A 26,420-nucleotide genomic window follows, 5' to 3' on the forward strand; every position below is an offset into this window, starting at 1 on the left:
CTCCCGGATGACTCCGGCCCCTGGGATCGTGGAACTCAGTCGTAACGGGGAAGCTTGGACAGCACGATGTCGCTGATGAGGCCGCGCAGTTGGCTGACCGGCAGTTCCTCGATGGAAACCCGGGTGACGCGGGCGTACGTCTCGCAGACGTGCCAGGCGATGTCCGGTTCCCTCATGATGTGCAACGCCAGATCGTGATCGTCGGCGCCCGCCCGTCCGGGGAGCGTCCTTTCGCAGGCCAGAGCGGTTTTCACCATATCGCTGGCCAGACCGTGCAGGTTCATGGATGGCACCTTCCCCGCAGGAGGGATTTTGGTTGGTTACACGAACAACCTAGACCTTGGTGAAGGCCGCCGCAATTGGGCCTATGACCCTGGATTGTGACAAATCCGCGAGCCATGGCAAATCCGCCGCACCCTCACCCCGCCCCGAAGCAGCTCCGGGGCTCACGAGGAAGAACATGGGCGAAGCGTGTTTATTCCGCCTGTGATTTTTTTGCGGGGCCAGCCCGGCGAATTCGCGCGGAGGATTGCGGCCGTCCCCACTTGATAAACAACGCCGGTTCGGCACCATCCGGCCGGATCAGGTCCTGATGGCGCCGTCCGGAGCCGGAGCCGGAGCGGGCGCCGCCGGCGCGGCGGGCAGCGTGGAGCGCAGCCCCTCCACCGCGCGGCGCAGCGCGTCCAGCCCCGCCCCCGCCGTGTCGGCCGCCGTGTCGCGCGCCTCGTTCATCGCGCGGGTGACGGCGACGCACAGCTCGGTCCGGCGCTTGGGGTCGTTGCGGCTGGCCTCGACCGCGCGGGCGACGTCGTCGGTGGTGCGCTCCGCGTCGGGATGCGCCGAGGAGGGGGGCGTCTTCGGATCGATGCCCAGCAGGGGAAGCAGATACTCCCGCCCCTTCTCGCGGGCCAGCGCCACCGCCTTCTCGCCGAACCGCTCGGCCGCCGCCATGCCCAGGTCCCAGGTCTCCAGCGCCGCCGACACGGTCGGGCTGCAACTGTCCGGCGCGGCGGCGCCCTGCGCCCGCGCGGCCAGCGGCGAAAGGGTGAGAAGGAGGACGACGGTTGCGGCGGCGAGCGGGGTCTTCATGGTCGGCGTCCCTGGTTCGGGTGTTCCTCCCCATGTTGGGGCGGTCCCGCCGGCTGTCCAGAGCGGGCGGATGACTCCAGGATGACATGTCCCGGTTGATCGGCGCAAAGATGGTCGGATGAATTTTTCAAACACGGATGAACATGGGTATCCACGGATGAACACGGATGTCCTCCACCACTTGATCCGTGTCCATCCGTGAGCCGGCGCAGCCGGCATCCGTGTTCATCCGTGTCAAAAACACGCAAGCCGTTTCGATCGCCTGCCAAGCCATTTGCCCCGCAAGCGGGCGGAAATGCCGCAGTGCGGGGCCTTCCGAAAGCCGGATGACGATTTTATGACCTTCGGATGACAGTCGCCGCTGCACGCGCGCGCGAAGCGTGTTATGAGCGGCGCGCCAGTTCACGCACAAGAGATACCGTCCCATGCTGCTCCGCGCATTCCGTTCGCTGATGCCGAAGGAGGAACGCTTCGTCGACCAGTTCGTCGAGCAGGCCCGCCACATCGTGGCCGCCGCCGCCGCGCTGGAAGCGGTCATGGACGCCAGCCCCGACGAACGCCCCCAGCGCATCGCCGCGCTGAAGAAGGTCGAGAAGGACGCCGACCACATCGCCAAGGAAGCCGGGCGCGACCTGCACCGCGCCTTCATCACGCCGTTCGACCGCTCCGACATCCTGTCGCTGATCAACGCGCTGGACGACGCCATCGACCTGATGGACGAGGTGCCGCGCCACGCCGGCCTGTACGGGGTCGTCAGCTTCGACGACCCGATGCGCCGTTTCGTGGCGCTGATCCGCCAGCAGGCCGGCGTGCTGGTCGAGCTGATGCCGCTGCTGGGATCCATCGCCCGCAACGCCGACCGCATCGGCCAGCTCTGCGGCCGGCTGTCGGATCTGGAGGACGAGGCCGACGACATCCTGCGCAACGCGCTCCAGGCGCTGATCGCCGAGCGGCCGGACATGATCGCCTTCCTCGGCCGGCGCGAGCTGTACGAGATGCTGGAGGCGGTGACCGACCGCTGCGACGACGTCGGCGACCTCGTCGCGGGCATCACGCTCGATCAGGTCTGAGATCCCGCCGATGGACGCCCTTCAGATCGGCCTGCCGGCGCTCGCCTTCATCATCCTGGTGGCGCTCGCCTTCGATTTCATCAACGGGCTGCACGACGCGGCGAACTCGATCGCCACCGTGGTGTCGACCCGCGTGCTGTCCCCGAAGCTGGCCGTCGCCTGGGCGGCCTTCTTCAACTTCATCGCCTTCCTGTTCTTCGGCCTGCACGTCGCCACCACCATCGGCACCGGGCTGGTCGAGCCGTCGGTGATCGACCCGGCGGTGATCCTGGGGGCGCTGTGCGGCGCCATCGGCTGGAACCTGTTCACCTGGTGGCTGGGGCTGCCCTCCTCCTCCTCGCACGCGCTGGTCGGCGGGCTGGCCGGGGCCGGCATCGCCAAGGCGGGGGTGGGGTCCATCGTCGCCAGCGGCTTCTTCAAGACCGCCGTCGCCATCGTGCTGTCGCCGACCATCGGCCTGCTGCTGGCGCTGCTGCTGGTGCTGATCATCTCGTGGGCGCTGCGCAAGGCGCCGCCCTTCGCGGTCGACCGCCAGTTCCGCCACTGGCAGCTCGTCTCCGCCGCCCTCTACAGCCTGGGCCACGGCGGCAACGACGCGCAGAAGACGATGGGCATCATCGCCGTGCTGCTGTTCAGCCAGGGCATGCTGGGCGACACCTTCTACGTTCCCTTCTGGGTCATCCTGGCCTGCCAGGCGGCGATGGGGCTGGGCACGCTGATGGGCGGCTGGCGCATCGTCCGCACCATGGGCTCGCGCATCACCGACCTGAAGCCCTACCAGGGCTTCTGCGCCGAGACGGCGGGCGCCATCACGCTGTTCGGCGCGACGTGGCTCGGCATCCCGGTGTCCACCACCCACACCATCACCGGCGCCATCGTCGGAGTCGGCTCCGCCCGCCGCACCTCGGCGGTGCGCTGGGGGCTGGCGGGGCGGATCGTCTGGGCCTGGGTACTGACGATTCCGGCCTCGGCGACGGTCGCCTACGTCTCCTACCTCGTCACGGCGGCCCTTCTGCTCCCCTGAGAGGGAAAAAACATGCGGCGCGAACGGGTTGAGCCGTTCGCACGCAAGCATGGCCTTGACCCGGACGGTCGGGAACGGCAGAATCGCTGGGGTCGAGACAGGACACCGGTACATGCCGCACATCGAGCGCACCGATCAAGGCGATCAGTATGTTCTTCCGGGCACGGAGCGCCGGACGGTTCCCGGTCTGCCCTACGCGGCGGAACCCGACGGCCAGTTGACCCTGCATTTCTACGCCCCTCCGCGCGACGAGGAGCGCCGCGCCCGCCCCACCGCCGCCGTGCCTGCCGCCATGCCCACCGGCCCCCTGACCGCCGCCATGCCTGCCGCCGCCATGCCCACCACCAGCATGCCGGCCCCCGCCACCCCGGCGACGGAGAAGGCGCGCGGCAAGGGGGGCACCGCCTCGGCCGCCGGGCTGTTCGGCCGCCGGCTGGCGCATTTCCCGCAGGTCTTCGACCCGGCCTGACGGCCGTTTCCCCGCCCGCTCCCCACGCTTTCCATCGGCGCCCCCCGCCCTCGCGCCGGCGTCATCATGCCGAATCGGGTCAGACGCGCGACGCGCTGGCCCGGGCGTCGTCGATGGCCTTCGCCGCCTCCCGCAGCAGACGGGCACGGTCGTAGGGCTTGCCGACATGGCCGTCCATCCCGGCGCGCCGGCATTCCGCGATCTCCTCCGGCATGTTCCCGGCGGTCAGGGCGAGGATGGGCACGGTCCCGCGCGGCGGCGGCATGGCGCGGATCAACCGGGTCGCCTCCAGCCCGTTCATCACCGGCATGTGGACGTCCATCAGCACGAGGTCGTAACCGGCCCCGCCGCGCATCGCCTCCACCGCCGCGGCGCCGTCGGCGACGAGATCCAGCCCGTACCCGCTCTGTTGGAAGATGGCCGCCAGAAGCTCGCGGTTGATCTCCAGATCCTCGGCGATCAGCAGGCGCGCCGCGTGGCCGGACGGGCCGGCGGACGGCGCGGCGCCGGTCATCGGCGCCTCGGCGGCCGTTCCGGAAGCCGCCATCTCGGGGGCGGCCATCTCGGGGGCGGCCTTCCCGCGTCCGGCCCGGACGGCGGCGGCGCGGGCCAGATGCTGCCGCAGATCCTCGGGGGCGTAAGGCTTGGCGATCATGGCGACCTCCGGCCCGATGCCGTCGCCCGCCCCCACCGCATGGGCCGCGAAACCCGAGGTCAGCAGAACCGGCAGCCCCGGCCGCAGCCGTTGCGCGTGCCGGGCCAGCTCGGTGCCGGGCATGCCGGGCGGCATCACCACGTCGGTGAACAGCAGGTCGAGCGGCTGCTTTCCCGTCAGCACGACCAGCGCCGCGTTGGCGTTCGCCGCCTCGACCACCGCATGCCCCCACTCGCGCAGCAACTCCGCCGTCCCCATGCGGATGATCGGATCGTCCTCCACCAGCAGGACGCCCAGCGGCCCGTCGCCGCGCGACGGAGCCGGCCGCATCTCCCCCGGCTCCGCCTTGTCCGGCTCCACCGGCAGGACGCGCGCGCTCGGCAGCCGGGCCGTCACCGTGGTTCCGACGCCCAGCGTGCTGCGCAGCGACAGGGTGCCGCCGTGCAGTTCCACCAGCCGCCGGGTCAGCGGCAGGCCGAGGCCGGTGCCCTCGACCCGGCGGTTGACCGCGCTGTCGACCCGGCCGAACGGCTCCATCACCCGCTCCAGATCCTCCGGCGGAATGCCGAATCCGGTGTCGATGACGCGGATCTCCAGCGCACCGGATTCCATGTCGGCGGTCACCGTCACCGACCCGCCCGACGGCGTGTATTTCACCGCGTTGGCGATCAGGTTCAGCAGAATCTGGCGCAGGCGCCGCTCGTCGCCGCGCAGGAAGCGCGCACCGGGAGCCACCATGACCGCCAGCGTCACCCCGGCCCGCTCGGCGCGCGGCGTCAGCATGCGGACGGCGAAGGTCGCGGCGGCGTCGAGATCGACGCGCCCCTCGACGAGTCGCAGGTTTCCCGCCTCCGCCTGCGCGTGGTCGAGGATCTCGTTGATGAGTTCCAGCAGATGCTGGCCGGAATCACGGACGTTGGCGGCGAAGTGCCGGTAGACGGGAACCCCGACCGGCCCCTCCGACTCCCGCGCGATCAGGTCGGAGAAGCCGATCACCGCGTTCAGCGGCGTGCGCAGCTCGTGGCTGAGGCTGGCGAGGAACTCCCCCTTGCCCCGGTTGGCCGCTTCCGCCGCCTCCTTGGCGCGGGTCAGCTCGCCGGCCAGCCGGGTCACCTCGTCGCGCTCGGCGCCGGCCCGCTCGGCGGTGTCCCGCGCCTCGGCGAGCTGGAGCTGGGTCCGCCGCTCGCGGTCGAGGTAGCGGAAGCCCCAGCCCATGGTCAGCAGGATGATCAGGCTGCCGACCAGCGCCTCGACGATCGTGTCGACGGCGCGCGACCGCCATTCGGCCAGCGCCTCCGTCCGCTCGATGCCGGCCAGGACGATCAGGCCGTAGTCGCGCATGGTCCGGTAGGCGGCGAAGCGCGACACGCCGTCGAGCACCGAGGGGGAGACGTACGTCCCCTCCGGCGCCTCCTTCAGCTTGCTCTGGAACAGCAGTCCGCCGGCGACGCTGCGCCCGACCATGTCCCGCATGTCGGGGCGGCGGCCGACCACCGTGCCGTCCGGCCGGTAGACGCCGATCAGCGGGTTGAAGTCGAAGCCCAGCAGGTCGTAGAAGCCGGTCAGGTAATCGACGCTCATCGCCACGGCGGCGACGCCGACGAAGGCGCCCTCCTGGTCGCGCAGCGGGCGCGAGACGGTGAAGATCATCCGTCGCTCGGGCGTCCGCCCGATCACCGCCGGGCCGACGAACAGCCGGTCGCTCTCCTGCGCCGCGCGGAAATAGTCGCGGTCGGGCACCGTCAGCGGACGGCCGGGAAAGCTGGTGCTTTCCAGAACCGCGCGCCCCCGCGCGTCGATGAGCCAGATCGACTCGCCGCCGTCGACATGGGCGGCGTACTCGCGCAGCCGCTTCCAGTGGTCCAGGTCGCGGACGGCGTCGATGCCGCCGGCCTCCGCCACCATCGCCGCCGCCTGGTCGAGCGAGATGGCGGCCCCCCGGATCGCCCGGTGGACATGCTCCTCCACCACCCTGGTCATGTCGCGGACCATGGAGTAGCGGCGCTGCACCGTGTCCTGGTAATCGCGGTGCACCATCAGCGCCGCGTTGCCCATCATCGCGGACAGGACGATCGCCACCGCCAAAGAGCCTCGGACCAAACGGCTCAACCGTTCCCCCTGGATGTCGTCCGGACACGCAAAAAAAACTTCAGGTCCAAACTATCACATCCGCCAAGGCCACGCCCGCGCCAATTCCGGATCCAGCCGGTCCGCGCCCCGGCATCCTCGCCCCCGGCATCTCACCCCAGGTGGCGGCACATCTCCAGGAAGTCCTCGCGCTCCGGCCAGCGCTCGCCGCCGCCGGCGTACAGGCAGAAGGCGGCGGCCGGCAAGGGCGGCAGCGCCAACTCCGCGCCGACGTCGGCCAGCAGCGGCCCGGTCAGGCTGTGGCGGGTCCGCACGGTCAGCCCGACGCCGGCCTCCACCGCCGCGCGCAGCCCGGCGAGGCTGGGGCTGGTCACCGCGACGCGCGACGCCCTCCCGGCCGCCGCCAGCGCGTCGAGCGCCGCCGTGCGGAAGCTGCACGGGGGCTCGAACAGGGCGAGCGGCACCGGCCGGTCCGGCGCGGGAACCGCCCCGCGCGCGCCGATCCACAGCATCCGCTCCTCCGCCAGCACGCCGCGGTTGGCCACCCCGTCGCGCCGCAGGGCGATGGCAAGGTCGAGCGCGCCGCCCTGCACCGCCTCGATCACCGCTGCCGAGCGATCGATGCGCAGGGTCAGCTCGACCGCCGGATGCTCGCGGGCGAAGCGGCGCAGCAGGCCGGGCAGCACCGCCTCGGCGATGTCCTGGGTGGCGCCGACCCGCAGCGGCCGGGAACCGGCGGCGCGGAAGGCCAGCAGCGTCTCGTCGCTCAGCGCCAGCAGCCGGCGCGCGAAGCCGACCAGCCGCTCCCCCGCCAGCGTCAACTCCACCCCGCGCGCGTTGCGGCGCAGGAGGACGGCGCCCAGTTCCTCCTCCAGCTTCTGGATGTGCAGGCTGACGGCCGAGGGCGAACGCCCGACCAGATCGGCGGTTTCGGTGAAGCTCCGCCCCTCCGCGATCAGCAGGAAGGAGCGCAGGAGGGCGAGATCGAGCGTGCGCTGCATGATGCAATTTAACTCGATCATAGATGCCGATAAACCAATTTTTCTTGATCACAAGGCGGCGCTAGGCTGCGCGGGACAACAACGGAGGCCCTCATGCCGATCATCACCGTGAAGATTTCCGCCGACCCGTCCCCCGCCCGCACGAAGCGGCTGGCCGAGGGCATCGTCGCCATCACCGCGCGGGTCCTGCGCAAGCGGCCCGACCTCACCGCCGTCGCCATCGACCACACGCCGCCCGAACACTGGCACGTCGGCGGCAAGAGCCTCGCCGAGCAGGGCAAGGCCAGCTTCTGGCTGGACATCAAGGTGGTCGACGGCACCAACACCAAGGACGAGAAGGCCGCCTATCACCAGGCGATCCTCGTCTTCATGGAGGAGGTGTTGGGGCCGCTGCACGAGGAGAGCTACATCCTGGTCCATGAGGTGCCGGCCGACGCCTACGGCTATGGCGGACGGACGCAGGAACACCGCTACATCGCCGGCAAGCTGGCGGCGTAGGCGTCGCAGCATGGTGGGGGCGTGTCGGCGTCACGTCCACGCCCCTTTCCGCGCCGCGCGCTCGGGCGAGGAGGCGCGCCGCAGCTCATACGACGTCGTATAGCGGGCACGAAACGGTGCGGTTTCCCTCACCCCGCCGGCTCGTCCACCATCGTCATCCCCGGACGGATCACGCTGCGGATGGCGAAGCTCGACTGGATGCGCACCACGCCGGGCAGGCGCGACAGCGATTCCTTGTAGAGCCGGTCGTAATCCGCCGCGTCCTGCGCCACCACCCGCAGCAGGTAATCGGAGCTGCCGGACAGCAGGTAGCATTCCCGCACCTCCGGGCAGCGGCGGACGGCGGCGTCGAATCGGCGAAGATAGTCGTCGGTCTGCCGCTCCAGCGTGATCTGCACGATGACGGTGACCGAACGGTCGGCGTCGGTGGTCTCGACGATGGCGGTGTAGCCCCGGATCACGCCGGAATGCTCCAGCATGTGCAGGCGGCGCAGGCAGGCCGACGGCGACAGCCCGACCTCCGCCGCCAGCTTGGCGTTGCTCATGCGGCCGTCCTTGCGGAGCAGGCGGAGGATCTTGTGGTCGAGGGCGTCGAGGGCGTGCATGCAACTTTGTTCGAAAGTTTGAGCGATCGTGCGAGGGCACCCGCCCATTATCGCCGAATCATGCAAGGCTTTGCAAAGATCCTCCCCATTCGCCCGGCGTATAGTGACCTTACGGTGACAATCCGCCCCGCTGAATTTTTCAAGAGGAACCAACGCCCATGCGCCTCGGTGTTCCGAAGGAAATCAAGGACCACGAGTACCGCGTCGGGCTGACGCCGGGCTCGGTGCGCGAACTGGCGGCGGACGGACACGAGCTGCTCGTCCAGGCCGGCGCGGGCGCGGAGATCGGCTTTTCCGACGAGGATTACCGGGCCGCCGGAGCCACCATCGCGGGAAGCGCCGAGGATGTCTTCGCCATGGCGGAGATGATTGTCAAGGTCAAGGAGCCGCAGCCGACGGAATGCCGCAGGCTGCGCCCCGGCCAGCTCATCTTCACCTATCTGCATCTCGCCCCCGATCCGGAACAGGCGCGGCTGCTGATGGAGAGCGGCTGCACCGCCATCGCCTACGAGACGGTGACCGACCGCCAGGGCCGCCTGCCGCTGCTGGCGCCGATGTCGGAGATCGCCGGGCGCATGGCGATCCAGGTCGGCGCGACCGCCCTGCACAAGAGCGCGGGCGGCTCCGGCGTGCTGCTGGGCGGCGTGCCGGGCGTGCTGCCGGGCAAGGTGCTGGTCATCGGCGGCGGCGTGGTCGGCGCCAACGCGGCGCGCATGGCGATGGGGCTGGGCGCCGACGTGGTGATCGCCGACCGCTCGATGCCGCGCCTCGCCCAGCTCGACGACCAGTTCGGGCCGCGGCTGAAGACGGTCTACGCCTCGGCCGACGCGCTCGACCGGCTGGTCGCCGACGCCGATCTGGTGATCGGCGCCGTGCTGGTGGTGGGCGCCGCCGCCCCCAAGCTGGTGTCGCGCGGACAGCTCGGCCGGATGCGCCGGGGCTCGGTGCTGGTCGACGTCGCCATCGACCAGGGCGGCTGTTTCGAGACCAGCCACGCCACCACCCACTCCGACCCGACCTATGTGGTCGACGGCATCGTCCATTACTGCGTCGCCAACATGCCGGGGGCGGTCGCCCGCACCTCGACCCAGGCGCTGAACCACGCCACCCTGCCCTTCGTCCAGGCGCTGGCCGGCAAGGGCTGGCGCCGGGCGCTGGCCGAGGATGGGCATCTGCGCGACGGGCTGAACGTCCATGACGGCCGCATCACCCATCCGGCGGTGGCGGAAGCGCTCGGCCACCCGTTCCACGACCCGCAGGCGCTGCTGGGGGTCTGATTGCTTGAAAGCGAAGAAAATATCTCGCGCCCTTGGGGGCATCGAAATTTTTTGCGGAAACCTTCCAAATTTTTCGAACGTTTGTTGTTTTTTTCGCCCATCGGAAAGAGAGAGTTGCGTCCACGGATCGAGTTGCTTTACGTGTCTGTAACAAGAAAAGGGTCAGCATACGCCACCGGCACCAAAGTGCCGGGGCCGCCAATTAAGAACAGATTTTGAACAGGGTAAGGCTCGGCGTGTAACGCCGGCCGGGTTGGAGCGGGCGGGGATTCCGTCCGTCATGGCCGTTGCATCGTCAAAAACACAAAACCGGCAGCGATGCCGGTGGGACGCCGTGGCTGAACGCCACGCCGCGTATGGGGGAACTGTTCGCATGGTCGCTTACCGCGCTTTCGACCGGGTGAAGCAGGCGCATCGCCGCGCCGCCCGCCGCACTGGCCGAAGATCACAGGAATTCGCGATGCGCGCCCGCGCCTGTTAAGGCGCGTCCGCATCATCCCGACGCCGCGACACCTCCGCCGGACCCCTCCGGCGGGGCTTTCGCCGCAAGCGGGTGCGGCGGCGGGGTTCCAAGCGTCCCCTGCCTCGGTCCGGTCCGTCCTCCCCCGTTCGGTCCGGACCGGAACCTCGCCGCCACACACGGCCGCCCACCGGCCTCAGCACCCCTCACACCACCTGTCAACGAAAGCCGGTCGTCTGGGAGACGCGGTTCTGGAAGACTGGGAGATGCCAGCCTGATGGACTATTTTGTACAGCAATTGATCAACGGGTTGTCGCTCGGGGCGATCTACGGGTTGATCGCGATCGGTTACACGATGGTGTACGGCATCATCGGAATGATCAACTTCGCGCACGGCGAGATCTACATGATCGGGGCGTTCGTGGCGCTGATCACGTTCCTGGCGATCGGCGCCCTGGGGATCACCTGGGTGCCGCTGGCGCTGCTGCTGATGCTGGCGGCCTCGATGCTGTTCACCAGCGTCTACGGCTGGACGGTCGAGCGCATCGCCTACCGGCCGCTGCGCTCCTCGCCGCGGCTGGCGCCGCTGATCTCGGCCATCGGCATGTCGATCTTCCTCCAGAACTACATGCAGATCCTCCAGGGCGCGCGCTCCAAGCCGTTGCAGCCGATCCTGCCCGGCAACCTCACCCTGATGGACGGCGCCGTCTCGGTCAGCTACGTGCGGCTCGCCACCATCGTGCTCACCCTGCTGCTGATGGTCGGCTTCACCATCCTGATCAACCGCACCTCGCTCGGCCGCGCCCAGCGCGCCTGCGAGCAGGACAAGAAGATGGCCGGCCTGCTCGGCGTCAACGTCGACCGCATCATCTCGCTGACCTTCGTCATGGGCGCCGCACTCGCCGCCGTCGCCGGCATGATGGTGCTGCTGATCTACGGCGTCATCGACTTCTACATCGGCTTCCTGGCCGGGGTGAAGAGCTTCACCGCCGCCGTGCTCGGCGGGGTCGGCTCGCTGCCCGGCGCCATGCTCGGCGGCGTCGTCATCGGCCTGATCGAGGCCTTCTGGTCGGGCTATGTCGGTTCCGAGTGGAAGGACGTCGCCACCTTCACCCTGCTCGTCCTCGTGCTGATCTTCCGCCCCACCGGCCTGCTCGGCCGGCCCGAGATCGAGAAGGTGTGAGCCCCATGACCATGCCGTCCCACACCGCCTCGGCCGCCGTCCCCACCAATCGCGCCGTCGACTGGCCGGGCACGCTGCGCGACGCCGGGCTCGCCGCCTTCGTGGCGCTGCTGCTCACCCTGCCGCTGGTCGGCCTGCGCACCATCGACCGCCCGACCGGGCTGGGCATCGAGGCGCGGCCCGACGAGGTGATCGCCTCCATCGTCCTGGTGTTCCTCGGCCGCCTCGGGCTCGGGCTGATCCGCCAGAACCTGGCCCTGCCGGTGCTGGTCCTGGCGCTGGCCTGCGCCGGGGTCGGGCTGGTGCTGCCGATGCCGACCCAGGTGCTGCGCCTGGTGCTGGTCGCCGGCGGCGGCATCATCGCGCTGCGCGCCGCCATCACGCTGACCACCGGGCGCTCCAAGCTGTCCCAGGCCGAGCGCGACCGCCGCATGGACCGCGTCGCCGTCCAGGTCCAGCACGCCACCCGCTACATCGCCCCGGTCGCCATCATCGGCGCCGCCATCCTGCCGCTGACGCCGATCGCCGACCGCCAGATCCTCGACATCGGCATCCTGCTGCTGACCTACATCATGCTCGGCTGGGGGCTGAACATCGTGGTCGGGCTGGCCGGATTGCTCGATCTCGGCTACGTCGCCTTCTACGCGGTGGGCGCCTACAGCTACGCGCTGCTGGCGCATTACTTCGGGCTGAGCTTCTGGGTCTGCCTGCCGCTGGCAGGATTGCTGGCGGCGCTGTCGGGGGTGCTGCTGGGCTTCCCGGTGCTGCGGCTGCGCGGCGACTATTTCGCCATCGTGACGCTGGGCTTCGGCGAGATCATCCGCATCATCCTGGTCAACTGGTACCAGTTCACCGGCGGCCCCAACGGCATCTCCGGCATCCCGCGCCCGAGCTTCTTCGGCATCGCCGACTTCACCCGCACGCCCAGCGAGGGCATGGCCGCCTTCCACGAGCTGTTCGGGCTGGAGTTCTCCTCGCTGCACCGCATCGTCTTCCTGTACTACCTGATCCTGGCGCTGGCGCTGGTGGTCAACCTGTTCACGCTCAGGGTCCGCAAGCTGCCGCTGGGCCGCGCCTGGGAGGCGCTGCGCGAGGACGAGATCGCCAGCGCGTCGCTCGGCATCAACCGCACCAACATGAAGCTGGCGGCCTTCGCCATCGCGGCGATGTTCGGCGGCTTCGCCGGCTCCTTCTTCGCCACCCGCCAGGGCTTCATCAGCCCGGAGAGCTTCACCTTCATCGAATCGGCGATCATCCTGGCGATCGTCGTGCTCGGCGGCATGGGCTCGCAGATCGGCGTGGTGGTGGCGACGCTGCTGGTGATCGGCCTGCCGGAAGCCTTCCGCGAGCTGGCCGACTACCGCATGCTGGCGTTTGGCATGGGCATGGTGGTGATCATGCTGTGGCGGCCGCGCGGCCTGCTGGCCCACCGCGACCCGACCATCCTGCTGCATGGCGGCCGCAAACCCCAGGCCCAGAACGCCGGAGCCGCCCGATGAGCGCCGCGATGACCAGCACCGACACGCCGCTGCTGACGGTGGAACACCTGACCATGCGCTTCGGCGGCCTGGTCGCCAACAACGACGTCTCCTTCGAGGCGCGGGCCGGCGAGATCACCGCGCTGATCGGGCCGAACGGGGCCGGCAAGACGACGCTGTTCAACTGCGTCACCGGCTTCTACACGCCGACCGTGGGGCGGCTGACGCTGCGCCACGCCGACGGGCGGGAGTTCCTGCTGGAGCGCATGGCCGGCTACCGCATCGCCCAGCAGGCCGGCGTGGCGCGCACCTTCCAGAACATCCGGCTGTTCGGCGGCATGAGCGTGCTGGAGAACCTGATCGTCGCCCAGCACAACAAGCTGATGGACGCCTCGGGCTTCGCGATCGCCGGGCTGCTGGGCTTGCCCGGCTACCGGGCGGCGGAGCGCGAGGCGCTGGAGCTGGCGAAATACTGGCTGGAGCGGGTGCGGCTGACCGAGTTCGCCGACTGGGAGGCGGGCAACCTGCCCTACGGGGCGCAGCGGCGGCTGGAGATCGCGCGGGCGATGTGCACCGAGCCGGTGCTGCTGTGCCTGGACGAGCCGGCGGCGGGCCTGAACCCGCGCGAGTCGGCGGAGCTGGCGGAAATCCTGACCTTCATCCGCGACACCCGGACGCCGGGCGGGCACCGGATGGGGGTGCTGCTGATCGAGCATGACATGAGCGTGGTGATGCGCATCTCCGACCATGTGGTGGTGCTGGACTATGGGCGGAAGATCGCCGACGGCGACCCTTCGTCGGTGAGGAACGACCCGGCGGTGATCCGCGCCTATCTGGGCGAGGACGAGGATTCCGAGCTGCCGCCGGAGGTGGCGGCGGACCTGCCGGCCGCGGCGGTCGATCCGGCGGCTCCCGTTCAGAAGGGGGCGTGAGGCGATGAGCATGCTGAAAGTGTCGGGGGTGCACACCTTCTACGGCGCCATCGAGGCGCTGAAGGGCATCGACCTGGAGATCGGGTCGGGCGAGATCGTCTCGCTGATCGGGGCGAACGGGGCGGGCAAGTCGACCTTGCTGATGACGCTGTGCGGCAGCCCGCGGGCGCGCCAGGGGCGTGTGGTGTTCGAGGGCGAGGACATCACCGACCTGCCGACGCACGAGATCGTGCGGCGCGGCATCGCGCAGTCGCCCGAAGGGAGACGGATTTTCCCGCGGATGAGCGTGCTGGAGAATCTCCAGATGGGCTCGATCGTGGCGAAGCCGGGCAGCTTCGAGACGGAGCTGGAGCGGGTGCTGACGCTGTTCCCGCGGCTGAAGGAGCGCATCCACCAGCGGGCGGGCACGATGTCGGGGGGCGAGCAGCAGATGCTGGCGATCGGCCGGGCCTTGATGAGCCAGCCGCGGCTGCTGCTGCTCGACGAGCCGTCGCTGGGTCTGGCGCCGCTGATCGTCAAGCAGATCTTCCAGGTGATCAAGGCGATCAACGAAGAGCAGAAGATGACGGTGTTCATGGTGGAGCAGAACGCGTTCCACGCGCTGAAGCTGGCGCACCGGGGCTATGTGATGGTGAACGGGCGGATCACGATGACGGGATCGGGGGCGCAGTTGCTGGCCGACCCGGAGGTGCGGGCGGCCTATCTGGAAGGGGGGCACTGAGATGGAGCCGTTGCTTGGCGCGTCGCTTCCGGTGTTCCTCGGGCTGACGGTGGTGGTGTTCGGCGGCTTCGGGGTGCTGACCGGGCAGACGCTGGCGGAGGGCTGGAAGCCGGCGTCGGTGGCCATCGCCTATTCGCTGCTGCTCGGGCTGGGCGACCGCTTCCTCGCCTGGGGCCTGTTCGGCGAGCCGCTGCTGTCGGTGTGGGGCTTCCTGGTCCACACGGCCGTCATCGGCGCCATCACGCTCACCGCCCACCGCATCGCCATCGCACGCCGCATGGTCAACCAGTACCCCTGGCTCTACGAGCGCGCCGGACCCTTCGCTTGGCGAGAGCGCAGCCCCGCGCGCGGCTGATCCCACGCACCGGGCGTTGCTTGCCGCGCGATGTAGAACAACCGCCAAGCCTAGACTTGGCGGTTGTTCAGCCGGCCATCGTTCAAAAAAGAAAACCACACCCGAAGTCATGGCATCGCCCATGTCACGGGAAATTCAGAAAATTCGGCTAAAATCCGAAGACATGGACCAATCGACCTCTTGATGATTGGTCGATCAATCAAAAACATGATGGATTTCGTCGAAATCCGACGATATCATCGACGACAACTGTAATAAAAAATTACAGAAATACAGTTCGCCTGGACAATCAGCCACCCGAGCAATCGGGAAAACCGACCGAACATCATCGGCCGGCGCGAACGATCTCGACCATGAACAGGGAAAACGCCGTCACCGGCGTACGGATTCATCCGCAAGGCTTCATCCGCAGGGGAAGGGACAGTCTCATGACAGGGGACAGCAGGGCCGGTTCGCGGCCCCGTCATTTCTGGACCGTCGGACGCAAGGTGACGGCCGCCTTCGTCGCCGCCATCGTCGGCGGCTTCGTCGTCATCATGGGTCTCCAGGCCAGGATGCAGTATGACGACACGGTGCGGCTCGCCACCCACGACGCCCGCGTCAAGACCGACATGCTGGCGAACGCCGCCAAGACCAGCTTCGTCGCCAACGACGGCGCCTCCATCGAGACGGAGTTCATGCCGCTGGCCGACAGCCAGGAGGTGCAGCTCGCCTCGCTGCGCGCGGTGACGGCGACCGAGACGCTGGCCGACTATTCCAACCCCCGCTTCGCCAAATACGACCTCGCCGCCGACAAGGAGGCGGTCGCCGCCGTGCTGGCCGGCAAGGGCGCGCAGACGCATTCGGCCAAGGGGCACATCGTGGTGACGGTGCCCGTCGTGACCGGCAAGAGCAACCGGCTGGTCGGCGCCCTCCAGATCGCCTGGAGCCTGGAGCAGCAGATCGACGCCATCCTGGGCCAGATGCGCAACCAGATCGCCATCTGCCTGATCGCGCTGGTCGTGCAGATCGGCCTGCTCAACATCGCGCTCAGCCGCATGCTGATCAAGCCGCTGCGCGCGATGGCGGCGGCGATGGCGGATCTGGCCGGCGGCAACAGCATGGCGGCGGTCCCCGGCACCGAGCGGCGCGACGAGATCGGCGCCATGGCCGGCTCGGTCAGCGTCTTCCGCGACAACGCCCAGGCCATCGAGCGGATGCACGCGGCCCAGGCGGAGTCCGACGCCAGGGCGGAACAGGCCAAGCGCGCCGCCCTGCTCGACCTCGCCGACCGTTTCCAGGGCACGGTGATGCGGCTGGTCGAGGGCATCGCCGCCTCGGCCGCCGGCATGGCCGACAGCGCCGGCCGCATGGCGGCGGTGACGGGCGAGGCGTCCGACCAGTCGCGGAACGTCGCGCGGGAATCCGACGACATCCAGGCCAACGTCCGCTCGGCGGCGGCGGCGGCGAGCCAGCTCGCCGGCTCGATCGGCGGCATCACCGAGCAGGTCGGCCATTCCGCCCGCATCGCCGGGGAGGCGGTGTCCCACACCGACCGCACCAACGCCACGGTGCAGGGGCTGATCGCCAACGCCGAGCGCATCGGTCAGGTGGTCGGGCTGATCCACGCCATCGCCAAGCAGACCAACCTGCTGGCGCTGAACGCCACCATCGAGGCGGCGCGGGCGGGCGAGGCCGGCAAGGGATTCGCCGTCGTGGCGACCGAGGTCAAGGGGCTGGCCGACCAGACGGCCAAGGCGACCGACGAGATCGCCGCCCAGGTCAACGCCATGCAGAGCGTGACGCGCGACGCGGCGTCGGCCATCGGCTCGATCGGCACGACCATCACCGAGATCGACGGCATCGCCGGCGACATCACCCACTCGGTGCAGGAACAGAACGCGGCGACGCAGGCGATCGCGCGGGCGGTGGAGATGGCGGCGCTGGGCACCCGGGAGGTGTCGGGCACCATCGCGGCGCTGGCCCGCACCGCCGAGAGCGCCGGGGCGACCGCCGGCACCGTGCTGGACGCCGCGCGCGGCCTGTCGGAACAGACGCGGACGCTCGCCGCCGAGGTCGACCGCTTCCTCAACGAGGTGCGCTCGCAGGCCAAGGCCGCCTGACGGCAGAAAACCTGACGCCAAAAAAAGCCCTTCCGCCGGGGGACGGAAGGGTGGAAGGGAGCACAACCGCTCGGAAGAACAGGCGGGAGCGGACGGACACCGCCCCCGGAAGAACGCCTCAGAAGAAGGCCTGGATGCCCGTCTGCGCCCGGCCCAGGATCAGGGCGTGGACGTCGTGGGTGCCTTCGTAGGTGTTCACCGTCTCCAGGTTCACCATGTGCCGGATGACCTGGAACTCGTCGGAGATGCCGTTGCCGCCGTGCATGTCGCGGGCGACGCGGGCGATGTCCAGGGCCTTGCCGCAATTGTTGCGCTTGATCAGCGAGATGATCTCCGGCGACCAGCTTCCGTCGTCCATCATGCGGCCGACCCGCAAGGCGGCCTGGAGGCCGAGCGTGATCTCCGTCTGCATGTCGGCCAGCTTCTTCTGGACCAGCTGGTTGGCGGCCAGCGGACGGCCGAACTGCTTGCGGTCCAGCGTGTACTGGCGCGCCGCGTGCCAGCAGAACTCGGCGGCGCCCATCACGCCCCAGGCGATGCCGTAGCGCGCCTTGTTGAGGCAGCCGAACGGCCCGCCGAGGCCCGACGCGTTGGGCAGCAGGTTCCCGTCGGGCACGAAGGCCTCGTCGAGCACGATCTCGCCGGTCACCGAGGAACGGAGCGACAGCTTGCCCTCGATCTTCGGGGTCGAGAAGCCCTTGGTCCCGCGCTCGACGACGAAGCCCTTGATCTTGTTGTCATGGGCGTCGGACTTGGCCCACACCACCGCCAGATCGGCGATCGGCGAGTTGGTGATCCACATCTTGGAGCCGCTCAGCAGATAGCCGCCGTCCACCTTGGTGGCGCGGGTCTTCATGCCGCCGGGGTCGGAGCCGTGGTCCGGCTCGGTCAGGCCGAAGCAGCCGACCAGCTCGCCGCTGGCCAGACGCGGCAGCCATGTCTTCTTCTGCTCCTCGCTGCCGTAGGCGAAGATCGGGTGCATGACCAGCGAGGACTGCACCGACATCGCCGAACGGTAGCCGCTGTCCACCCGCTCCACCTCGCGGGCGACGAGGCCGTAGGCGACGTGGTTGACCCCCGGCCCGCCATACTCCTCCGGGATGGTCGGGCCGAGCAGGCCCAAGGCGCCCATCTCCGCCATGATCTCGCGGTCGAAGCGCTCCTCCCGGAAGGCGCCGATGACGCGCGGCTGCAACTTGTCCTGGCAGTAGGCGCGGGCGCTGTCGCGCACCAGCTTCTCGTCCTCGGAAAGCTGGGAGTCGAGGAGGAAGGGATCGTCCCACTGCATGGTCTTCACGGTGCGTCTCCTGGTCCTTGCCCGAACGGTCGGGGCGGACCTCTGGGTTGGGCGGCTTCAAACGATGACGGGCACTCTGCCCGCTCGCGGCCATAGTGACAAACACATATTTTCGATCAGCACCATAACGGAACGATATGACATATCGGGGATTGTCCGTACCGAAGCGTTTCAAAAAACTTTTAACGTGAAGCTTACCGAATCTTATGCAATTTTGCCCGTATATCCAGACTGGATACCCACTCTGACGGACAGCGACGCCCGTGCTTGCTGCATTGCAACCAATAACGGCCTTCTCCGATTTCCCTCTGTTGTTTGGACTCGCCTTGCTGACGCTGTTGCACGAAGACGTTGCGATTGCGGCGGGCGCCAGTCTCATCAGCGTCGGCACTCTCAACATCGGCCTCGCGGCCCTTGCTTTGTTGGGTGGGATTGTTGCCGGAGACCTTTTCATTTATTTCCTTGGAATCCTGTCGCTGCGGGTCACTTGGCTGCGGCGGCGGACCGAGGGGCCGTTGCTTGAGCGCTGCCGCACGGCGCTGCAAAAGAATTTGCTTCCGGCGCTGGTGACTTGCCGTCTGGTGCCCGGCGTCCTGTTCCCGACCTATTTCGCCTGCGGCGCGATGAAGGTGCCCTTCCTGCGCTTCATCATCATCACGATCGTGACGGCGGTCCTGCATGTCGGTCTGCTGCTGACGCTGCTGACCTCCTCGCTTGAGGCGGCGGCGGTGGAGATGCAGGTCATCGGCCTCGTCACCGTGCTGGTCATCGTCGGGCTGCGGACACGGACGGCGCGCTCGGTGCTGGCCCCCCTGGCCTCCCGGCTGAGCCGCGCCGTCGAGCCGCACCTGCCGGCCGCGCTGAAGGGGATGCCGACGCCGCACGCCATCGCCCTGCCCGGCATGCCGGTGGTCCCGGCCGGCGCCCGCACCATCGGGCTGGCCGAACGCATCCCGCCGCTGCTCTTCTACATCCCGCTGGTGATCCAGTGGTTCGCGCTGGGCATCCGCCACCGCAGCCTGAGCCTGCCGACGGCCGCCAACCCCTCGATCGAGGCGGGCGGCCTGCTCGGCGAATCCAAGATCCAGTGCATCGACCTGATCGGCCCGCAGGCGCGGCGCTGGGTGGCGAAGTCGGTGGCGCTGGTCAACCGGCCGGAACTGACCGCCCCCGATCTGGAGCGGGTGGCGGAATCGGCCGACCTCGCCTTCCCGCTGGTCGCCAAGCCCGACATCGGCTGGCGCGGCATCGGCGTGCGGCTGGTGCGCGACAGCGCCGACCTCGCCGCCTATCTGGCCGGCTTCCCGGCCGACTGCCGGGTGATCCTGCAAGATTACGTGCCCTACGCGGGCGAGGCCGGAATCTTCTACGTCCGGCTTCCGGGGGAGCGCAGCGGTCGCATCTTCTCGATGACCTTCCGCTATTTCCCGCACGTCGTCGGCGACGGGCGGTCGAACCTGCGCGCCCTGATCGCCCGCGACCCGCGCGCCGCCTGGAAGGCCGACCTGCACCACGAGGCGCTGGCCGGCCGGCTGGACGAGGTGCCGGCGGAGGGCGAGGTCGTCCGCCTGTCGCTGGTCGGCAGCAGCCGGGTCGGCGGCCTCTACAAGGACGCCCGCGCCCATGTGACGGCGACCCTGGTCGCGCGCTTCGACGAGATCGCCGATTCCATGCCGAACTTCCATTTCGGCCGCTTCGACGTGCGTTTCGCCTCGGTCGAGCGGCTGGAGCTGGGCGAGGATATCCAGATCATCGAGGTCAACGGCGCCGGGGCCGAGGCCATCCACATGTGGGATCCCGATTTCCGCCTGACCGACGCCTACGCCGCGCTGTTCCACCAGCAGGCGCTGATGTTCGAGGTCGCCGCCGCCAACCGGGCGCGCGGCTTCGCCCCGCTGACCGCGCTGGAGCTGGTCCGTTTCCAGCGGCGCCAGCAGGCGCTGCTGCCGCTCTACCCGGCTTCGAACTGACGGGGCTCCCCCATGCGCCGCAACGCCCTGCGCCGCGGCGCCGTCCGCCACCTCCGCAACCGCCCGTCGCTGGCGACGGCGCTGGCGGTGGCCGTGGCCGTCGCCGTGGCCGCCGCGCTGTGGCTGCGCCCGGTCGGCGCCCTGCTGGTCGGCTGGGACGTCGGGGTTGCGCTCTACATCGTCGTCGCCTCCGCCTTGATGAGCCGGGCCACCGTCGCGTCGATGCGGCGCCGCGCCCAGCGGCTCGACCCCGGCAAATGGGGCGTGCTGGCGGGAGCGGTGCTGGCGGCGCTGGCCTCGCTGGTCGCCATCGTGGTCGAGCTGATCGCCGCCAAGGGCTCCCCCCACGCCGGCCTGTCGGCGGGACTCGCCGCCGTGACGGTGCTGCTGTCCTGGGCTTTCCTGCACGTCTTCTTCGCCCAGCATTACGCCCACGATTACTGGCTGGACGGCACCGGCCAGGGCGAGGGGCGCGCGGACGGCCGCGGCCTGGATTTTCCCGGCAACGACGCGCCGGACTATCTGGAGTTCCTCTATTTCAGCTTCACCGTCGGCATGACGGCGCAGGTGTCCGACGTCACCACCCGGACGGCGGCGATGCGGCGGCTGGTGCTGATGCACGGCGCCCTGTCCTTCCTGTTCAACACGGCGGTGCTGGCGCTGGGCGTCAACCTCGCCGCCGGTCTGGTCGGCTGAGGTTCCCTTCGGAAGCGAAGGATTTCCCGCTGGCGTCCGCCGGATTGCCCTGGGCAGGATGAGCGGCGTTTCGTCGCAACGCCGGAGGGTGTCGTGGGTTTTCGGTCGGCCGGTCCCGTGGCTTGGGTGCGCGCGTCACGGCGCTGCGCGGTGCTGATGTGCCTGCTGGCCGGCGCCCCGGCCGTCGGCGCGGCGGAGGCTCCCGAGACGGTGCTCGCCGGCCTGCTGCGCCGCTACGACGCGCCGGGCGGCGTGCTGGCGCTGTCCGGCCCCGACGGGAGCCCCCGCGTCGTCGCCGCCGGGATGGCCGACCGGGCGCGCGGCATCGCGGTGACGCCGGACACCCGCTTCCACACCGCGTCGGCCGGCAAGATGATGACGGCGGTCGCCGTCCTGCAACTGGTGCAGGAGGGCCGCGTCGCGCTCGGCGACCCCGCCCTGCCGCTGCTCGACCTGCCGGGGGTCGAGCGGCTCGCCAACCTGCGCACGGCGACGGTGGAGGATCTGCTGACCCACCGCTCGGGCATCCCCGATTGCCTGCGCAACGCGGCGGCGGTGACGGCCCGCCACCCGAGCCCGCGCTGGACGGTGGCGGAGGCGCTGACCGAGGCGCCCTGCGGCCGTCCCACCGAACCCGGCGCCTACGCCTACTCCAACACCAACTACATGCTGCTGGGCCGGATCGTCGAGAAGCTGGACGGGGTTGGCCTTGCCGAGGCGCTGGCGGCGCGGATCTTCCGCCCGGCCGGGATGACGGCGACCGGGCTCGGCGCCGATCCGGCCGACCCCGGCGTCGCGCACGGCTACCGCGCGCCGAAGCCGGACGGCAGCCGGTCGGACGCCAGCCTCTACGCCTATTCCAGTCCGCTCGGCGACGCGCCGGCCACGATGACGGCCGGCGACCTGGAACGCTTCATGACCGCGCTGTTCCGCCGTCCGGGGCTGCTGCTCGACCCGGCGACGCTGCGGGCGATGCTGGTCGACCGGGCGGGCGACGCCGAGGACGGCTATGGGTACGGCATCATGGTGGAGGACAGCGGTTTCGGAGCGAAATACGGCCATCCCGGCCGGCTCGCCGGCTTCCGCACCGAGGCCTGGTACTATCCCGAGCGCGACAGCGTCATCGTCCTGATCATGAACGGCGACGAGAACACCGACGACGACGTCGGCCTGCTGCTGGCCCGCGGCCTTCTGACCCCCTGAGGGGAGGCCGGGCCGATGCCGGCGGGCCTCCCCCCAGGGATCGTCGGGCTCAGTTCACCGCCTTGTCGAGCGCGCGGCCGGCCTTCTCGGCCGGACCCGGCGGGTCGATGGCGTCCTTGACGCTCTGGCCGGCGTTGTCGATGGACTTGCCGGCGCGCTCGGCCGGGCCTTCCTGGTGGCAGGCGGCGACGGCGATCAGCGGCAGGACCAGGGCGGCGGTGCGCAACAACGTCAACATCGGAACATCTCCCATCGTCAAAACGGGTCCGGACCGGCGGGCGATATCGATTTCGCCGCGATCCAACCGCCCTTTCAACGCCAGCCGGAGCGGGTCGGACCGGGTCTAGGCCGATTGCGCCGCGCCGCTGCCCCGAAAGGGGCGGTGCATCATTTTGTGTTCCAATGTCAACGGCCCCTCCCCATCCCCGTGTCATGCTTCACGCACAGGCAAGGAGGGAGGCCGGCGATGGCGGTCTACACGCGCGATCTGGGGCGGCATCGGCACCGCTTCGACGACCTGAAGGCGGTGATGGCCTGCGCCTCGCCGCGCCGCTCGGGGGACGAGCTGGCGGGCATCGCCGCCGACAGCGACGAGCGGCGGGTGGCGGCGCGCATGGTGCTGGCCGACCTGCCGCTGACGGTCTTCCTGAACGAGGCGCTGGTCCCCTACGAGACCGACGAGGTGACGCGGCTGATCCTCGACGGCCACGACGCCGCCGCCTTCCGTCCGGTGGCGCACATGACGGTTGGGCAGTTCCGCGACTGGCTGCTGTCCTACGAGGCCGACACGGCGGCGCTGGCGGCGCTGGCCCCCGGCCTGACGCCGGAAATGGTCGCGGCGGTGTCGAAGCTGATGCGCAACCAGGATCTGGTCTGCGTCGCGGCGAAATGCTCGGTCGTCACCCGCTTCCGCACCACCATCGGCCTGCCCGGCCGGCTGTCGAGCCGCCTCCAGCCCAACCACCCGACCGACGATCCCACCGGAATCGCCGCCTCGACGCTGGACGGGCTGCTCTACGGCGTCGGCGACGCGGTGATCGGCATCAACCCGGCCACCGACAACGTCCCGGCCTGCATCGCGCTGCTGGAGATGCTGGACGCGGTGCGCACGCGCTTCGACATCCCGGTGCAGTCCTGCGTGCTGGCCCACGTCACCACCACGCTCCAGGCGATCGAGCGCGGGGCGCCGGTCGATCTCGTCTTCCAGTCCATCGCCGGCACCGAGAAGGCCAACCGGGGCTTCGGCGTCAGCCTGTCGCTGCTGGCCGAGGCGCAGGAGGCCGCCAAGGCGCTGAAGCGCGGCAGCATCGGCGACAACGTGATGTATTTCGAGACCGGCCAGGGCTCGGCCCTGTCGGCCGACGCGCATTTCGGGGTGGACCAGCAGACGGTCGAGACCCGCGCCTACGCCGTCGCCCGCGCCTTCGACCCGCTGCTGGTCAACACGGTGGTCGGCTTCATCGGGCCGGAATACCTGTATGACGCCAAGCAGATCACGCGGGCCGGGCTGGAGGATCACGCCTGCGCCAAGCTGCTCGGCGTGCCGATGGGCTGCGACGTCTGCTACACCAACCACGCCGAGGCCGACCAGGACGACATGGACGTCCTGATGACGCTGCTGGCGACGGCCGGGGTCAATTTCCTGATCGCGGTGCCCGGCGCCGACGACGTGATGCTGAACTACCAGAGCCTGTCCTACCACGACGTGCTGGGGCTGCGGCACCTGCTGAAGCGCCCGCCCGCCCCGGAGTTCGAGGCGTGGCTCGACAAGGCCGGCTGGCTCGACGAGCAGCGCCGCCTGCCGCCCTGGCCCGAGCGGAGCCTCGTCGTCTCCGCCCTGCTGGGGAGGGCGGCCGTATGAACGACCAGCCCAAGGATCCCTGGGCGCGCTTCCGCCAGGCGACCCGCGCGCGGATCGGGCTGGGGCGCAGCGGCGACGCGTTGCCGACGGCGGCGCTGCTGGAGTTCCAGCTCGCCCACGCCCGCGCCCGCGACGCAGTGCACAGCGCGGTCGATTTCGACCGGCTGGCGGCCGATCTGGCGCCGTACCCGACCCTGCGCGTCCACAGCGCCGCGCCCGACCGCGCCACCTACCTGCGCCGCCCCGACCTCGGCCGCCGGCTCGACCCGGCGGGCGCCGCCGCCCTGCCGTCGGCTCCGACTGGCGGGGCGTGGGACGTCCTGTTCGTCATCGCCGACGGGCTGTCGGCGGCGGCGGTGCAGGTCAACGCCGCCCCGCTGGTCCACGCCTGCGTCGAGCGGCTCGCCCACCTGCGCATCGGGCCGCTGGTGCTGGCGGAGCAGGCGCGCGTCGCGCTCGGCGACGAGGTGGGGGCCGCCATGGGCGCCCGGCTGGTGGCGCTGCTGGTCGGCGAGCGGCCCGGCCTGTCGGCGGCGGAGTCGCTGGGCGTCTACCTGACCTGGGATGCGAAACCGGGACGCGCCGATTCCGAGCGCAACTGCATCTCCAACATCCACGCCGACGGCCTGCCCATCGGGGCGGCGGCGGACAAGCTGTGCTGGCTCGTCAACGAGGCGGCGCGGCTGAAACTGACGGGGGTCGGCCTCAAGGAGGACGCCCCGTCCCTGGCGGGTCCGGACAACGACAAGAAACAGGGACCGGACCTGATCAACCCCGCAAGGGGACAAAACGACAACCCATGACCAACGCCTTCGAACAGGGGCAGGAGGTATTTTCATGTCTGGGAGCACGAAGCCTGAACTGAGCAAGAGCCTGACCGGGCTGCATCTGTGGGGGATCGCGGTCGGTCTGGTCATCTCCGGCGAGTATTTCGGCTGGAGCTACGGCTGGGCGGCGGCGGGGACGCTGGGGTTCCTCGTCACGACCATCCTGATCGCGGCGATGTACACCACCTTCATCTTCAGCTTCACCGAACTGACCACGGCGATTCCGCACGCCGGCGGGCCCTTCGCCTACAGCTACCGCGCCTTCGGGCCGACCGGCGGCTTCGTCGCCGGCTTCGCGACGCTGATCGAGTTCGTCTTCGCCCCGCCGGCCATCGCGCTGGCCATCGGCGCCTATCTGAACGTGCAGTTTCCGGGGCTCGACCCGAAGATGGCGGCGGTCGGCGCCTACATCATCTTCATGGGGCTGAACGTCGCCGGCGTCTCCATCGCCGCGACCTTCGAGCTGTTCGTCACGGTGCTGGCGATCATCGAGCTGGTCGTCTTCATGGGCGTCGTCTCGCCGGGCTTCTCCTGGGCCAACTTCGCGGCCAAGGGCTGGGCGGGGGAGGACGGCTTCTCGCTCGGCGCGCTCGGCGGCGTCTTCGCCGCGATCCCCTTCGCCATCTGGTTCTTCCTGGCGATCGAGGGGGCGGCGATGGCGGCGGAGGAGACCCGCGATCCCAAGCGCACCGTGCCGCGCGCCTACATCTGCGGGATCCTGACTCTGGTGGTGCTGGCCTTCGGCACCATGATCTTCGCCGGCGGAGTCGGCGACTGGACCCAGCTCTCCAACATCAACGACCCGCTGCCGCAGGCGATGAAGGCGGTGGTCGGCGAGAACAGCGGCTGGCTGCACATGCTGGTGTGGATCGGGCTGTTCGGGCTGATCGCCTCCTTCCACGGCATCATCATGGGCTATTCCCGCCAGATCTTCGCGCTGGCCCGCGCCGGCTTCCTGCCGCCGGTCTTCGCCACCGTCCATCCGACCCGCAAGACGCCGCACTGGGCGATCCTGGCCGGCGGCGTGGTCGGCATCGCCGCCATCTTCTCCGACGGGCTGGTCGAGATCGGCGGGCAGCCGCTGACCGCCAACATCGTCACCATGTCGGTGTTCGGCGCCATCGTCATGTACATCATGAGTATGGCGGCGCTGTTCCGCCTGCGGAAAAGCGAGCCGGGGCTGGAGCGTCCGTACCGCGCGCCCTTCTACCCGGTGTTTCCGGCGATCTCGCTGGGGCTGGCGGTGCTGGCGCTGGCGACGATGATCTACTTCAACACCCTGGTCTTCGGCCTGTTCGTCGGGCTGTTCGCGGTCGGCTACCTGTTCTACCGCTTCACCGCCGATCTGCGGGAGGATGGCGACCCGCTGCTGAACCTCGCGCACGCGGAAGCGCGCAGCATGACGGATTGATCCGTGTGATCGCTTTGTAAAGCCCTCTCCCGGGGCGGGAGAGGCGATGCGCCGGGCCGCCGTCGTTCACCGATGGCGGCCCTTTCTCTTTAAAGGCGAAACATCCGCCCATCGTATCATTGTCGCCGCTTGCCTTTCCGGCCATGCT

Annotated in this window: 25 protein-coding genes; 17 read left to right on the forward strand and 8 right to left on the reverse strand. The window is 69.6% G+C overall.

Annotated features, from left to right (window positions below; translation table 11 throughout):
- Positions 1 to 35 precede the first annotated feature (35 nt).
- The 3 genes from J2847_RS09305 to J2847_RS09315 all read right to left on the reverse strand — a co-directional run bounded on the left by J2847_RS09305 (position 36) and on the right by J2847_RS09315 (position 1,516).
- A complete protein-coding gene (locus tag J2847_RS09305) occupies positions 36 to 284 on the reverse strand; it encodes a hypothetical protein (RefSeq protein ID WP_209778722.1) in 249 nt (82 codons plus the stop codon).
- 298 nt (positions 285 to 582) lie between these two features.
- A complete protein-coding gene (locus J2847_RS09310) occupies positions 583 to 1,089 on the reverse strand; it encodes a hypothetical protein (RefSeq protein ID WP_209778723.1) in 507 nt (168 codons plus the stop codon).
- A 127-nt stretch (positions 1,090 to 1,216) separates the two neighbouring features.
- Positions 1,217 to 1,516, reverse strand: coding sequence for a hypothetical protein (locus J2847_RS09315; protein WP_209778724.1), 300 nt, complete (start codon positions 1,514 to 1,516; stop codon positions 1,217 to 1,219).
- Between J2847_RS09315 and J2847_RS09320 the strand changes: the two genes are divergently transcribed.
- The 3 genes from J2847_RS09320 to J2847_RS09330 all read left to right on the forward strand — a co-directional run bounded on the left by J2847_RS09320 (position 1,515) and on the right by J2847_RS09330 (position 3,652).
- On the forward strand, positions 1,515 to 2,159 hold the full coding sequence (locus tag J2847_RS09320) for a DUF47 domain-containing protein (protein ID WP_209778725.1): 645 nt from the start codon (positions 1,515 to 1,517) through the stop codon (positions 2,157 to 2,159). The genes J2847_RS09315 and J2847_RS09320 overlap by 2 nt on opposite strands.
- A 10-nt stretch (positions 2,160 to 2,169) precedes the next feature.
- Entirely contained in the window at positions 2,170 to 3,183 is a 1,014-nt protein-coding gene (locus tag J2847_RS09325; RefSeq protein ID WP_209778726.1) for an inorganic phosphate transporter, read from the forward strand.
- Positions 3,184 to 3,295: 112 nt separating this feature from the next.
- Positions 3,296 to 3,652 carry a hypothetical protein gene (locus J2847_RS09330; RefSeq protein WP_209778727.1) on the forward strand — a complete coding sequence of 119 codons (357 nt, stop codon included), beginning with the start codon at positions 3,296 to 3,298 and terminating at the stop codon, positions 3,650 to 3,652.
- Positions 3,653 to 3,731: 79 nt separating this feature from the next.
- Here the strand turns inward: J2847_RS09330 and J2847_RS09335 are convergent, their stop codons facing one another.
- A complete protein-coding gene (locus J2847_RS09335; RefSeq protein WP_325169354.1) occupies positions 3,732 to 6,386 on the reverse strand; it encodes a response regulator in 2,655 nt (884 codons plus the stop codon).
- A gap of 161 nt (positions 6,387 to 6,547) precedes the next feature.
- Positions 6,548 to 7,396: a LysR substrate-binding domain-containing protein gene (locus J2847_RS09340; protein WP_209778729.1), complete on the reverse strand. Its 849-nt coding sequence runs from the start codon at positions 7,394 to 7,396 to the stop codon at positions 6,548 to 6,550.
- Between the two features lie 93 nt (positions 7,397 to 7,489).
- Between J2847_RS09340 and J2847_RS09345 the strand changes: the two genes are divergently transcribed.
- On the forward strand, positions 7,490 to 7,894 hold the full coding sequence (locus J2847_RS09345; protein WP_209778730.1) for a tautomerase family protein: 405 nt from the start codon (positions 7,490 to 7,492) through the stop codon (positions 7,892 to 7,894).
- A gap of 128 nt (positions 7,895 to 8,022) precedes the next feature.
- Here J2847_RS09345 and J2847_RS09350 read toward each other — a convergent pair whose 3' ends face one another.
- Positions 8,023 to 8,499 carry an Lrp/AsnC family transcriptional regulator gene (locus J2847_RS09350; protein ID WP_085552560.1) on the reverse strand — a complete coding sequence of 159 codons (477 nt, stop codon included), beginning with the start codon at positions 8,497 to 8,499 and terminating at the stop codon, positions 8,023 to 8,025.
- Between the two features lie 158 nt (positions 8,500 to 8,657).
- Here J2847_RS09350 and ald point away from each other — a divergent pair, with 158 nt between their 5' ends.
- From ald to J2847_RS09385, 7 genes are all read left to right on the forward strand, one after another.
- Complete coding sequence (gene ald / locus J2847_RS09355; protein ID WP_209778731.1) at positions 8,658 to 9,776, forward strand: alanine dehydrogenase; 1,119 nt, start codon at positions 8,658 to 8,660, stop codon at positions 9,774 to 9,776.
- Positions 9,777 to 10,513: 737 nt separating this feature from the next.
- Positions 10,514 to 11,419, forward strand: a complete 906-nt coding sequence (locus tag J2847_RS09360) for an ABC transporter permease subunit (protein WP_085552558.1) — start codon at positions 10,514 to 10,516, stop codon at positions 11,417 to 11,419.
- A 5-nt stretch (positions 11,420 to 11,424) separates the two neighbouring features.
- Positions 11,425 to 12,918, forward strand: a complete 1,494-nt coding sequence (livM, locus tag J2847_RS09365) for a high-affinity branched-chain amino acid ABC transporter permease LivM (RefSeq protein ID WP_233474395.1) — start codon at positions 11,425 to 11,427, stop codon at positions 12,916 to 12,918.
- Positions 12,915 to 13,829, forward strand: a complete 915-nt coding sequence (locus tag J2847_RS09370) for an ABC transporter ATP-binding protein (protein WP_209778732.1) — start codon at positions 12,915 to 12,917, stop codon at positions 13,827 to 13,829. Before livM ends, J2847_RS09370 begins: the two co-directional genes overlap by 4 nt.
- A gap of 10 nt (positions 13,830 to 13,839) precedes the next feature.
- Positions 13,840 to 14,550, forward strand: a complete 711-nt coding sequence (locus tag J2847_RS09375; RefSeq protein ID WP_085553392.1) for an ABC transporter ATP-binding protein — start codon at positions 13,840 to 13,842, stop codon at positions 14,548 to 14,550.
- A gap of 1 nt (position 14,551) precedes the next feature.
- Positions 14,552 to 14,905: a DUF6867 family protein gene (locus J2847_RS09380; RefSeq protein WP_209778733.1), complete on the forward strand. Its 354-nt coding sequence runs from the start codon at positions 14,552 to 14,554 to the stop codon at positions 14,903 to 14,905.
- Positions 14,906 to 15,333: 428 nt separating this feature from the next.
- A complete protein-coding gene (locus tag J2847_RS09385; protein WP_209778734.1) occupies positions 15,334 to 17,007 on the forward strand; it encodes a methyl-accepting chemotaxis protein in 1,674 nt (557 codons plus the stop codon).
- 118 nt (positions 17,008 to 17,125) lie between these two features.
- Here the strand turns inward: J2847_RS09385 and J2847_RS09390 are convergent, their stop codons facing one another.
- Positions 17,126 to 18,295 carry an acyl-CoA dehydrogenase gene (locus J2847_RS09390; RefSeq protein WP_211114682.1) on the reverse strand — a complete coding sequence of 390 codons (1,170 nt, stop codon included), beginning with the start codon at positions 18,293 to 18,295 and terminating at the stop codon, positions 17,126 to 17,128.
- Between the two features lie 272 nt (positions 18,296 to 18,567).
- Between J2847_RS09390 and J2847_RS09395 the strand changes: the two genes are divergently transcribed.
- From J2847_RS09395 to J2847_RS09405, 3 genes are all read left to right on the forward strand, one after another.
- Positions 18,568 to 20,274 carry a VTT domain-containing protein gene (locus tag J2847_RS09395; RefSeq protein WP_209778736.1) on the forward strand — a complete coding sequence of 569 codons (1,707 nt, stop codon included), beginning with the start codon at positions 18,568 to 18,570 and terminating at the stop codon, positions 20,272 to 20,274.
- 12 nt (positions 20,275 to 20,286) lie between these two features.
- Complete coding sequence (locus J2847_RS09400; protein WP_209778737.1) at positions 20,287 to 20,970, forward strand: DUF1345 domain-containing protein; 684 nt, start codon at positions 20,287 to 20,289, stop codon at positions 20,968 to 20,970.
- Between the two features lie 93 nt (positions 20,971 to 21,063).
- The gene (locus tag J2847_RS09405) at positions 21,064 to 22,173 is read left to right on the forward strand and encodes a serine hydrolase domain-containing protein (protein ID WP_209778738.1); all 1,110 of its coding nucleotides are present in this window, start codon (positions 21,064 to 21,066) and stop codon (positions 22,171 to 22,173) included.
- 49 nt (positions 22,174 to 22,222) lie between these two features.
- Here the strand turns inward: J2847_RS09405 and J2847_RS09410 are convergent, their stop codons facing one another.
- Positions 22,223 to 22,411 carry a hypothetical protein gene (locus J2847_RS09410; protein WP_223677548.1) on the reverse strand — a complete coding sequence of 63 codons (189 nt, stop codon included), beginning with the start codon at positions 22,409 to 22,411 and terminating at the stop codon, positions 22,223 to 22,225.
- A 228-nt stretch (positions 22,412 to 22,639) separates the two neighbouring features.
- Here J2847_RS09410 and J2847_RS09415 point away from each other — a divergent pair, with 228 nt between their 5' ends.
- From J2847_RS09415 to eat, 3 genes are read left to right on the forward strand one after another with little or no spacing between them, the layout of a single operon-like run.
- Positions 22,640 to 24,034 (forward strand): ethanolamine ammonia-lyase subunit EutB, encoded by a 1,395-nt coding sequence (locus J2847_RS09415; protein ID WP_209778739.1) that lies wholly within the window; start codon positions 22,640 to 22,642, stop codon positions 24,032 to 24,034.
- Positions 24,031 to 24,837 (forward strand): ethanolamine ammonia-lyase subunit EutC, encoded by an 807-nt coding sequence (eutC, locus tag J2847_RS09420; RefSeq protein ID WP_209778740.1) that lies wholly within the window; start codon positions 24,031 to 24,033, stop codon positions 24,835 to 24,837. The genes J2847_RS09415 and eutC overlap by 4 nt, the downstream gene beginning before the upstream one ends.
- A gap of 34 nt (positions 24,838 to 24,871) precedes the next feature.
- The gene (gene eat, locus J2847_RS09425; protein ID WP_209778741.1) at positions 24,872 to 26,272 is read left to right on the forward strand and encodes an ethanolamine permease; all 1,401 of its coding nucleotides are present in this window, start codon (positions 24,872 to 24,874) and stop codon (positions 26,270 to 26,272) included.
- The last annotated feature ends 148 nt before the right edge of the window (positions 26,273 to 26,420 follow it).

Source organism: Azospirillum agricola (assembly GCF_017876095.1).
GTDB classification, from domain to species: domain Bacteria; phylum Pseudomonadota; class Alphaproteobacteria; order Azospirillales; family Azospirillaceae; genus Azospirillum; species Azospirillum agricola.